At 72.4% G+C, this 10,548-nt stretch carries 7 protein-coding genes; 1 reads left to right on the top strand and 6 read right to left on the bottom strand.

The genetic code is table 11. The features are described 5' to 3' along the window. Positions 1-38: 38 nt before the first annotated feature. From CLV68_RS11025 to hemE, 4 genes are all read right to left on the bottom strand, one after another. Positions 39-1,295: a CoA transferase gene (locus tag CLV68_RS11025; protein ID WP_121390253.1), complete on the bottom strand. Its 1,257-nt coding sequence runs from the start codon at positions 1,293-1,295 to the stop codon at positions 39-41. Then, positions 1,292-1,984, bottom strand: coding sequence for a hydrogen peroxide-dependent heme synthase (gene hemQ, locus CLV68_RS11020; protein WP_121390252.1), 693 nt, complete (start codon positions 1,982-1,984; stop codon positions 1,292-1,294). The genes CLV68_RS11025 and hemQ overlap by 4 nt, the downstream gene beginning before the upstream one ends. A 559-nt stretch (positions 1,985-2,543) precedes the next feature. Continuing rightward, entirely contained in the window at positions 2,544-3,947 is a 1,404-nt protein-coding gene (hemG, locus tag CLV68_RS11015) for a protoporphyrinogen oxidase (protein WP_121390251.1), read from the bottom strand. Continuing rightward, a complete protein-coding gene (hemE, locus tag CLV68_RS11010; RefSeq protein ID WP_246009756.1) occupies positions 3,944-5,011 on the bottom strand; it encodes a uroporphyrinogen decarboxylase in 1,068 nt (355 codons plus the stop codon). Before hemE ends, hemG begins: the two co-directional genes overlap by 4 nt. A 140-nt stretch (positions 5,012-5,151) precedes the next feature. Between hemE and CLV68_RS11005 the strand changes: the two genes are divergently transcribed. After that, on the top strand, positions 5,152-5,712 hold the full coding sequence (locus CLV68_RS11005) for a DUF3000 domain-containing protein (protein ID WP_121390249.1): 561 nt from the start codon (positions 5,152-5,154) through the stop codon (positions 5,710-5,712). An 820-nt stretch (positions 5,713-6,532) separates the two neighbouring features. Here the strand turns inward: CLV68_RS11005 and CLV68_RS11000 are convergent. After that, positions 6,533-8,986 (bottom strand): M14 family zinc carboxypeptidase, encoded by a 2,454-nt coding sequence (locus tag CLV68_RS11000; protein WP_425454846.1) that lies wholly within the window; start codon positions 8,984-8,986, stop codon positions 6,533-6,535. Between the two features lie 241 nt (positions 8,987-9,227). Next, complete coding sequence (locus tag CLV68_RS10995; RefSeq protein WP_246009755.1) at positions 9,228-10,379, bottom strand: dipeptidase; 1,152 nt, start codon at positions 10,377-10,379, stop codon at positions 9,228-9,230. Positions 10,380-10,548: the final 169 nt, after the last annotated feature.

The raw sequence follows: 10,548 nt of genomic DNA, 5'->3' as shown, positions 1-10,548 counted from the left end.
CAGGCGCGGTCCATGACCCCAGCGCGGCGGCGGCCGTTTCACCACGTGGCGGGGTCGGAACCGGGCACGCGCGGACCGTGGTCCCAGCGCGGCGGAGCAGCCGGGAGACCACCGGGCGGCAGGACGTGCCGGACTCGGCCGATCGGTGCGTCCACTTCGGACAGGTACGCGTCGACCGGGGAGTCGTCCTCGACGGAGTCGATCCAGCCTAGGGAGTCGAGCAGGTGGGCTGTGCGGGCCAGGGAGACCTTGACGTGCCAGGTGCCGCCCTCGGTGGCGCGGCGGCGCAGGGCGGTGAGGGCGCCGGAGGCCGCGAGCCAGCCGGTGCCGTGGTCGAGTGCCTGCGCCGGGAGGGGGACGGGCTTGCTGTCGCCGCGGTGGGCGATGCCGGTGGCCAGTTGCAGGAGGCTGTCGAAACCCCTGCGGGCGCGCCACGGCCCGGTGTGGCCGTAGGCGGACAGGGACACCAGGATCGTCCCTTGTGGAGCATCGTCCGGGCCGAAGCCCCTGAGGGACAACGAATCCGGCCGGTAGGACTGGACGAGCACGTCAGCGTCGGCCCACAGCTCGCGCAGCCTGGTGGCGTTCTCGGGGTCGCGCAGGTCCAGCCACGTGGTGCGCTTGCCGAAGCTCGTGTCGACCAGCGCCGGGCGCATGACCGGCAGGTGCTCGGCGCCCACGTGCAGCACGTCGGCGCCGTGCGCGGCGAGGGTGCGGCCGCACACGGGGCCTGCGATCACGTGGGTCAGGTCGAGGACCCGGACCCCGGTGAGCGGGCGGTCGGCGGGCGGCAGCGGCCTCGGCGGACCGTCACCGATCCGTTCCACCGCGACCAGCGGCTCCGTGGCGACAGCGCGGCCCTGCGGGTGGTCCGCCCACGCCGCGGGCGACCTCAGTTGCGCCGCGGCCCCACCGGCGGCCAGGACGGCCTCGACGACCTCCGACGCCTGCCTGGCCGCGACGGCCGCGGTCACGTCGTCGCCGAGGACGGACCGGACCGCGGCCTCGTGGTGCGGGTAGTTGCAGTGCAGCCGCAGCCAGCCGTCGGCGGCGCGGTAGTCCCCGGACAACGGCGCCCACAGGTCGCCGACCGGGGCGCCGTCGACAAGAAGGTGCCGCTCGCTGCGGAACGCCTCCGCCGCGTGCCGCAGGTCGACCGACACCTCGCCCGGCTCCGTGCCGCGCTCGCGCAGCAGGTCGGCGGCGAGGGTGGTGACCAGGCCGACGCACCGCGCGGCCAGGTGCGCCACGCGGTACGGCCCCGCCACGACCCGCTCGTCGCCGACCAGCCTCACGGCAGGTTCGCCACCAGCTCGGCGGGCTGCACCCGGGTGCCGGTGTAGAACGGGATCTCCTCGCGGACGTGCAGCCGGGCCTCGGTGCCGCGCAGGTGCCGCATCAGGTCCACGATCCGGTGCAGCTCGTCGGCCTCGAAGGCGAGGATCCACTCGTAGTCGCCCAGCGCGAACGACGCGACGGTGTTGGCGCGCACGTCCGGGTAGTCGCGGGCCTCCTTGCCGTGGTCGGCCAGCATCTTGCGGCGCTCGTCGTCGGGCAGCAGGTACCACTCGTAGGACCGCACGAACGGGTACACGCAGATGAACCGGCGCGGCTCCTCACCGGCGAGGAACGCGGGGACGTGGCTGCGGTTGAACTCCGCGGGCCGGTGCAACGCCACCTGGCTCCACACCGGCGTGGACGCCCGCCCCAGCGCGGTCCGCCGGAACCCGGTGTAGGCGGCCTGCACCTGCTCGATCTCCTCGGCGTGCCACCAGATCATGTAGTCCGCGTCGGCCCGCAACCCCGCGACGTCGTACACCCCGCGGACCACGACCCCCTTGCCCGCCAACGCGTCGAGGAACTCCGTGGTCTCCGCGGCCGCGCTCCCCCGATCATCGGGCAGCCGCCCCGGCTCGATCCGGAACACGGACCACATCGTGTACCGGATGGTGTCGTTGAGCTCGGCATAGTTCAGACGCGCCATGCCGACTATCGTCGCACCCTCCCCCGACCTCCCGCCGCCGCAGGTGGCCCGCGACACGCCGATCGGTCGCCCCCGTGCCCCGGTCGGCGTGCAGGCGTTCACGAAGTCCAGGCGCGCGGACGGAGGCCGGGCTCCGCGCAGTTGTCCACAACCCCGCGCACCATCCACAGGCCGCGCGCGGCCCTCTTGACAGCACCCGAACTCCGATATTCTCAGAAGTGGGACCCCGGACCCCGGGAGGGCGGGCCCCGGTCGCGGAGTTGATCTTGGTCGGCGGCGGGCTCGGGGCGGTGCCGGGGGTGGGCGTTGCGCAATTGTGGCCATGGCGCTGAGGTGGGGTGGGCGCTGCGGTCGGGTGGGCGCTGCGGTCGGGTGGGCGCTGCGGTCGGGTGGGCGCTGCGGTCGGGTGGGCGCTGTGGGTGTGGCCGAACTCGGCGCCGGGTGACGATGTGGGGTCCCGTCGGATGCGCAGTGGCCTGACCGGCGACCACCGGGCAACCACGTCACCGCACGACCACGTCACCGATGAACCACCCGGCGCGGTTGCCGGGCAAGTGAACTACCCGGCGCGGCGGTCGTGCAGGTGGGTGGCGATGCGGTGGGCGGCGGCGGTGCCGGTGGCCACGCAGGCGGGGATGCCGACGCCGTGCAGGGTGGCGCCTGCCACGGCCAGGCCGGGTTCGGCGGCGATGGCGCGTTCGACCTCGGCGACCAGGTCGGTGTGGCCGGGGCCATATTGGGGGAGGCCGCCGCCCCAGCGGGTGACGGCGGTGTCGATGGGGGGTGCGGCGACGCCGGTGAGTTCGATGAGGTCGGCTCGGACCAGGCGGGTCAGTTCGGCGTCGTCGGCCTTCAGGGCGCCCGGGTCGCCGAAGCGGCCGACCGAGCCGCGGACGATCACCGACTCGCCGCCGAGGTGGGTCCACTTCGATGCGGAGAAGGTGAACGCCTTGACCGCGAACGGCGTGCCGTCGAGTCGCCGCTCGGCCGTGCCGAGCAGCACCCCGGACGTCCCGGGCAGTTCCGTGCCCTCCGGCAGCGCGAAAGCGACGACGGCCATGGACGCGACCTCGACCCGGCCGTAAGCGGCGGACGCGACCGGCACCACGCCGTCGAGCAGCTTGCGGGCGGCGGGGGCCGGGACCGCGAGCACCACGGCGTCGACGTCGAGGACCGGGTCGGGCGGCTGGTGGGCGGGGGCGTTGGCGCCGAGGGTAAGGCGCCAACCGGTGGCGGTGCGGGCGAGTTCGCGGACCGGGACGCCGAGGCGGACGGTGGCGGACTCGGCGAGGCGATCGACCAGGGTGCCGAGGCCGTCGCGCAGGGTGCCGAAGACAGGTTGGCCGGTGGGCGTGGGCAACGAGCGGGCGGCTGCCTCGGTGAGCGAGGTCGCGCCCGCGTCGAGGGCCGAGGCGATGGCGGGCAGGGTGGCGCGCAGGCCGAGGGCGTCGACGCCGCCCGCGTAGACGCCGCCGAGCAGCGGGTCGACCAGGCGCTCGGGCAGTTCGTCGCCGAAGCGGGTGCGCAGCAGCGGGCCGAGCGCGGTGTCGCCGTCGAGGGTCAGCGGCGGCAGGTCCGGTTCGGCGGCGACCCTGGCCAGGCCCTCGGGGGTCAGCAGGTCGGTGAGCGCGGCCGGGTCGGCAGGCACGCCCATGACGTGGCGACCGGGGATGTGCCTGGTCACCCCGCCCGCGCGGACGGTGGAGCGGGCGCCGGTCGGGTGCGCGACGCCGTCGGCGAGGCCGAGTTCGTCGAGCAGGGCGCTCACCTCGGGGCGGCGCACCAGGTACGCCTCGGCGCCGACGTCGAACCGCCTGCCAGCCAGCTCGGCCGTCTTGATCTTGCCGCCGAGCCGGTCGGACTGCTCGACCACGGTGATCTCGGCGGTCGGGCCGAGCAGGACGCGCAGGCGGTGGGCCGCGGTCAGGCCGGAGATCCCGCCGCCGACGACCGCGACCCTCACCGCGGGGTCGACAGGCTGTGCGCGAACGCGACGGTGCGGGTGATCACATCCGGGTCGGTGTCCGGCAGCACGCCGTGGCCCAGGTTGAACACGTGCCCGGCGGCGGACCTGCCCTCGGCGACGATCCTGGTGACCTCGCGGCGCAGCACCTCGTCACCGGCGAACAGCGCGGCCGGGTCCAGGTTGCCCTGCACGGCGGCGCCGGGGACGGCCCGCGCGGCCACGTCGAGCGGGGTGCGCCAGTCCACCCCGACCACGTCGGCGCCCGCCTCGCGCATCGCGCCGAGCAGGTGGCCGGTGCCGACGCCGAAGTGGACCCTCGGGACGCCCGCGTCGACGAGTCCGGACAGGACCTTCGTCGAGTGCGGCAGGACGTACTCGCGGTAGTCCCGCAGTGACAACGCGCCCGCCCACGAGTCGAACAACTGCACCGCGTCGACCCCGGCGGCAATTTGCGCTCGGAGGAACTCCAGTGCGGTGTCGGCGAGGTTGTCGAGCAACGCGTGCCAGGTGACCGGGTCGCCGTACATCAGTGCCTTGGTGCGCTCGTGGTTGCGGCTCGGGCCGCCCTCCACCAGGTACGAGGCGAGCGTGAACGGCGCGCCTGCGAAGCCGATCAACGGTGTCTGACCCAGCTCGACGGTCAGCAGGCGGACGGCGTCGGCAACGGCGTCCACCTGGTGCGCGTGCAGCCTCGGCAGTGCGGCGACGGCCTTGGCATCGCGCAACGGTGCGGCGACGACCGGGCCGGTGCCGGGCACGATGTCCAGGTCGACACCGGCGGCGACCAACGGCACAACGATGTCGCTGAACAGGATCGCGGCGTCGACACCGTGGCGGCGAACGGGCTGGAGCGTGACCTCGGTGACCATTGCCGGGTCGAAGCACGCGGCGAGCATCGCGGTACCGGCGCGCAACGCGCGGTACTCGGGCAACGAGCGGCCGGCCTGGCGCATGAACCACACCGGGACCCGGTCCGGTACGCCACCACGCGCGGCCACCAGGAACGGTGCGGTCGGCAGGCTCCGGCGGCGCGCGGCGGCCGGGGTGATTAGTTCAGTCATCGCGTCCGCCATGGTCCCACGACCACCCCCGTCCCCGTTCGCGTGGGCAGAAGGTCACACTGTCGGTGGCGTGAACCTGGTGTGCGTGGTCGGCGCGCCCTCCCCGCTCACCGACTCGGGTGGTCCTACAGTTACCAGTCGTGACTGGAACGTCGACCGCGCCTGAACTCTTCACCCAGGCCGTCCAGGCGCTGAAGTCGCTGCGGCCCCGGCCAGAACTGCAACTGGCCGAGGTCCGGCCACCCCAGCGGCTGGCCCCCTGGGCGTTCGCGCTGACCGCGGAGGCGACCGGCCCGGCCGAGGTCCAGGCGACCGGGCGGCTCATCCTGCTGCACGACCCCGATGGCCAGCAGGCGTGGGACGGGGTGCTGCGGGTGGTCGCCTACGTGCGCGCCGAACTCGACGCCGAACTCGCCGACGACCCCCTGCTGCCCAGCGTCGGCTGGTCCTGGCTGACCGACGCCCTCGAGGCGTCCGGCGCCGAGTTCACCGCCCTCGGCGGCACCGTCACCGACACCTCCTCGGCGCGCTTCGGCGACATCGCGGGCCCGGAGCGCACCGACGACCTCGAACTCCGCGCCTCCTGGACCCCCACCGGCGACCTCCACCCCCACGGCGAGGCATTCCTCGACCTCATGGCCAGCGTCGTCGGCCTCCCCCCGGTCGGCGTCGCCCTCTTCGAACAGCGCAAGGGCGAGTAGCTCCTTTTCCACGACCTGGCCCGGCCCCGCCGCTCTCCTCGCCCTCCCCTGCCTTTGACCTGCTGGAACAGCACGGCAAGGTGGCGGCAATTCACCCGGTTCAGCGACAAAAGTTATCCACATGTGGATCTTCGGCGGCCCGTTTCAAGATCCTCTGTCGGGGGGTGCCGGTAGACTGGCACTGGGACGCCCCCCGGTGTGGGCGGGGGCTGGGCAGGGTCGGGACCGCGTGCGCGCGAAGCGGCTGCGATAGGGAATCCGTGACCGGTTGGGCTGGCTTGGCGTGGTGGCGTTACCGGGCCTTGCGGGCTTACACGGATGGGTTGGCGCGCTTGGGGATATCGAGTGGTGGCTTTGTGCGGCGCGCTCGGCCCTGTGGCGCTCGCTGTCGGGCAAGGTGGTCGGGGCATGATCGAAATCGCTTGGGTGCCGTAGGCCGGTATTGCCGGTGGGGCGGTGCTTTCCTGGGCGCTGAGCAGGCTTTCTGTGTTTTGCCGTGCTCGGATGTTCACCCGGTTCAGCGACAAAAGTCATCCACATGTGGATCTTCGGCGGCCCGTTTCAAGATCCTCTGTCGGTGGGTGCCGGTAGAGTGGGACCTGGGACGCCCCCCGGAGAGGGTGGGGGCTGGGGCCGGACTGGCGCGGGCGCGCGAAGCGGGTTCGGTGGGGGTAAGAGCCCGGCGTGGGGCGAGAGAACCGCTGCGGACGAGATGCTTTTGCCGTGAAAGCGCCGCGAGGCGTGGTGTTGGTCCGGTTGGGATTGGGCGTGAAAAGGGCACGGGCCGCCCGGAAAGGGCGGCCCGTGCGGAAAAGCAGGATCAGCGCTTGCGTTCCTTGTTGGTGCGCGCGGAACGCTGGCAGATGTCGCCCACGTCGATTGTCTGGGAGCGGTCGATGTAGACGTCGGTCAGGCCGATGAGGCGGCCGCGCTTGTCGGAGCAGGTGAGCTGGTAGGGCTCCTTGGGGCCGTAGGTGGTCGGCAGCGGGGAGGCGAAGTCGACGCGGAGGTTGGTCCAGTCGTCGGTTTCGGGGCCCGCCTGGGAGTAGTTGACGATGGCGGCGGTGTAGTCGCCAGCGGGCGGGTCGAGCAGGACGGCGTGTTCGGCGGTGGTGCCGCCGCTGGCCGAGGAGGTCACCACGTTGCCTGCGGCGTCGAAGATGTAGAGGTCCCAGTCGGTGGCCGGGGTGGCCCAGCTGATGGACACCTGGAGCTTGCCGTTGTCCACCTTCGGCAGACCGTCCACGTGGAACGGGATGCGCTCGGCGGTCATGTCCTCCGGGAAGTTCGTGTTCGCGGCCGGGACCCCGGGCGGGTTGGGCAGCGTCACGCCGGTCTGCGCCGGGCCCTTCGGGTCGCGGCCCCAGCGGCCCGCGACGTACGGGCGGGTGGACGGGTTGACCGCCCAGCTGAAGCGGCCGCCGGTGCTGGTCAGGTTCGAGGTCAGCGTGTCGGCGACGTAGAGCGGCGGGCCGACGGTGCCGTCGGCGTTGACCACCGGCGAGGTCGGCGTCTGGAACGCCTTGCGCAGTTGCAACTGGTAGCCCTTGGGGGCCGAGCCGATCAGCGTCGAGTGCGCGGCCGGGTCGGCGGCGTTGGCCAGCATGTCCAGGAACGCCTGGCGGTTGCCGCCCTTGCCCGCGCCCGGCGCCGGGGCGATGCCCGCGTACTCGGCGATGACGCCGGTCTCGTACGGCGGGTGGAACTCGCTGGTGCCGATCTCGAAGGTGAACCCGTAGCCACCGGTGGCGAAGTACGACCAGTCCTCAGTGGACCCCGTGGTGTCGTAGAGCGCCCACGACGGCTGGCTGGTGTACCCGTTGCGGGAGGCCATCTTGTCGCCGAGCGCCTTGTACACCGGCTCGTCGAGCGGCGGGCGCACGTCGGCGACGCCCGGCACGCGCAGCACCAGGTTCGAGTAGGTGTGCAGGGTGATCAGGTTGGTGACCTGGCGGGTGGACACCAGCGCGCGGATGTTGCGGGTCTCCGGCTCGGAGAACGGCGCGGAGCCGCGGTAGGTGTCGCTGCTCCACGCGGTCGAGGCGCCCGCGCCGCCCCAGAAGCCCGCGTAGTTGCGGTTGGGGTCGGTGCCGCGCTGGCGGCCCGCCGGGTTGGCCTTGCACACGCCGGTGCGGAATGCCTCCGGGGAGTCGTTGACGTTGCAGTTCTTGCGCTTCATCTCGTAGTCGAAGCGGGTGAAGTCGCCCTTGGGCTCGGCCTCGCGGGAGATGGAGAAGCCGTCGACGTTGACGATCGGGATGACGATGTTGCGCGTCTTGCCCACCAGCGCCCGGATCTCACCGCCGGAGCGGTACCCCTTGACCAGCTCGTGCGCCCACTCGATGGCGTGCTCGCCCGCGGGCCACTCGCGCGCGTGGTGCACGCCCATGAGCACGTTGACGGCCTTGCCGTCGGTGGCGTTGTCGACGTCGGTCGCGATCTCCAGCGCGCTGACCTCACGCCCCTCCCAGGTGGCGTTGGGCAGGGTGAACGCCTTGACCAGCCCGGGGTTGCGGCGCGCGAGGTCCTTGATCTCGTAGTCGTACTCGTAGAGGTGGCGGTACGAGGTGCGCCCCGACGGCAGCACCGACGCCTTGCCCCGGCCGGCGAAGTCCTTGTCCTGCTTGGCGTTCGCGATCGACCGCGCGGTCAGGTCGGCCTGCACGACGGTCGAGCGCAGCCCGCTGTCGGCGAGGGTCTTGCGGTCGGCGTCGTCGGCGAGCACGACCTCGACCCCGGTGGCGTCGGCCTTCTCGGTGACGTCGAGGTCGAGCGCGAGCAGTCGGTCCTTCTGCTGGCGGTCGGGGGTCTCGACGCGCACGATCTCCGCGCGCGGCGTGGTGGTCGGCCCGCCCTGGTTGTTGATGGCGAGGAAGTCGACGCCCAGCTTCACCGTGCGCGAGGTGCCCGCGTAGCGGCACGCCTGCACGACCAGCTGCTGGTCCTTGGCCACGAAGCTCTCGGCGAGTTCCGCGCTGCGCAGCGCGGCGGAGGCGGCCACGACGGCGCCGGTCTTCTTGTCGAACACCGCGAGGTCCCAGTCGCCGGTGCCCGAGCCGTGCGCGGTCAGCCTGGCCTGCACGAGCCCGGTGACCGACGAGGTGACCTCGCGGTGCGCGGTGCCCCTGGTGCCGGTGGGCAGCAGCCGCTCGAAGCAGGAGCGGGCCACGTCGGCGTCACTGCGCAGGACGTTGTCGGCGGCGGCCGCGGTGGTCGCCGTGGCGGCGGTCAGGCCGAACACGACGGCCCCGCTCAGCCCGACCGCGGCGAGCACCCGCCACGGCGGTAAACGTCTGGATGAAGGGCTCAAGCTCGTCTCCTCCCGAACGCCGCCCTCGCGCGCGCGGGGGCGATCGAGCGTGACGGTAGCCACGATCGAAACGGCGAAATGCGTTACCGGTTGCCAGTTGGGAGTCAGCGCAACGGCGTTGCGCCGATGGGGCCACGACGGGAATTGGCCGAATCCGGCGCGCTGTCCGATTACCGGACGCTCATGACTTATTACCTTTTGCCAGTTATTCGGCGGTGTCGGCCACCTCTTCGGCGCAACGCAGGACCCGCAGGGCGTTACGCCCTGCAACCTTCGCGCAGTCGTCCTCGCTCCAGCCCCGGTCGAGCAGCGCGCCGAAGAGCGTCGGGTACCCGCCGACGTCGGTGAGCCCGGTGGGCATCTCGGGGCAGCCGTCGTAGTCGCCGCCGATGCCGATGTGGTCGACCCCGACGACCTCGCGCGCGTGCTCCAGGTGCGCGACGACGTCCTCCAGGGTCGCGACCGGCTGCTCGTGGCGGCCTTCCCAGGTCTCGTGGAAGCGCTCGCGGTCGGCGAGGTCGGCGTGCTTGCGGCCGACCGCCGCCATCTCCTCGGCCATCCGCGCGTCCCAGGCCGCGATGGCGGGTGAGACGAACCGGGGCACGAAGGTCACCATGAGCACGCCGCCGTTGCCGCGGAGGCGTTCGAGCACGTCATCGGGCACGTTGCGGGGGTGCTCGGTCACCGCGCGGCACGAGGAGTGGCTGAAGATGACCGGTGCCGTGGTGGCGTCCAGGGCGTCGCGCATGGTCGTGGCGGCCACGTGGGACAGGTCGACCAGCATCCCCAGCCGGTTCATCTCGGCGACCACCTCGCGGCCGAAATCGGACAAGCCGCCCACGGCGGGCTCGTCCGTCGCGGAGTCGGCCCACGGCGTGTTGTCGTTGTGCGTCAGCGTCATGTACCGCACGCCGAGCCGGTGCAGGGCGCCGAGGACGCCGAGCGAGCCCGCGATGCTGTGGCCGCCCTCGGCGCCGATCAGCGAGGCGACCCTGCCGGAGGCGAAAACGGATTCTGCCTGGTCAGCGGTGGTGGCCAGGCCCAGGTCGGCCGGGTAGGCGGCGACGAGGCGGTGCACGAGTTCGACCTGCTCGATGGTCGCGGAGACGGCCTCGTGTCCGGCAAGCTGACAGGGGACGTAGACCGACCAGAACTGGGCGCCGACACCGCCGTCGCGCAGCCGGCCGAGGTCGGTGTGCAGGCCGTCGAGGTGGCTGTGCAGGTCGCTGCGGGCGGCGGTGACGGCGGGAACGCTCCCATGGCGGTCACGCAGGGCCCACGGCAGGTCGTTGTGACCGTCGACGAGCGGGGTCCGGGCCAGCAGCTGTCGGGCCCAGTCGACTGAGGGGGTGTGCACTACCCGTGACTCCATTTCATCGCGTAGCGGAGGCCGTCCGTTACGTCACCGTCTAGGGACTCACCCGATCGTGTGACACGCCCCGGCTTCAGTCACAACCCGATCGGATACTTACCCGATTGATCGTCCCGCTAACCCGCTTGGGCGGCTAGGCTGCCTTCGTCGACAC

The organism is Actinokineospora cianjurensis, from assembly GCF_003663795.1.
In the GTDB taxonomy this organism is placed as follows: Bacteria; Actinomycetota; Actinomycetes; order Mycobacteriales; family Pseudonocardiaceae; genus Actinokineospora; species Actinokineospora terrae.
This window is presented reverse-complemented; position numbering and strand designations above follow the sequence as displayed.

What these genes read in the sequence shown, in the direction of transcription:
- hemE (WP_246009756.1), bottom strand. Translation starts at nt 5,011, where the DNA reads ATGACTGAACTAATCACCCCGGCCGCCGCGCGCCGCCGGAGCCTGCCG.
- hemQ (WP_121390252.1), bottom strand. Translation starts at nt 1,984, where the DNA reads ATGGCGCGTCTGAACTATGCCGAGCTCAACGACACCATCCGGTACACG.